Consider the following 310-nt stretch of genomic DNA (forward strand, 5'->3'; position numbering starts at 1 on the left):
AATTTTTCGAGCAGATAGAAGAGCGCGGTCGGCGCGTTGCCGATAGCGACGACCGAGCCGGCCATGCGTTCGCCCCAGAGGTCGATCGCAGCGGCGGAACGCGTGTTCCCGATTTCCTTGGCGATTTCGGCGGTGCGCGGATCGCGCAGCGTGCAGATCACTTCATTGCCGGCCGCCAGGCGCGCGCGGGTGACGCCATGAGCGACCATTTCGGCATCGCAGAAGATCGGCGCGCCGGCGGCAAGGGCCGAGCGCGCCGTTAAGACGAAATCGCTGGAGAAGACAAAATGGCTGGCGGCTTCGACCTGGC

At 65.2% G+C, this 310-nt stretch carries 1 protein-coding gene; it reads right to left on the reverse strand.

What is annotated here, in order from left to right; translation table 11 throughout:
- The coding region (locus EN818_RS31670; RefSeq protein ID WP_189524005.1) for a precorrin-8X methylmutase at positions 1-310 on the reverse strand (310 nt) is incomplete at both ends.

The sequence above is a fragment of the Mesorhizobium sp. M3A.F.Ca.ET.175.01.1.1 genome (assembly GCF_004791945.1).
Lineage (GTDB): Bacteria > Pseudomonadota > Alphaproteobacteria > Rhizobiales > Rhizobiaceae > Mesorhizobium.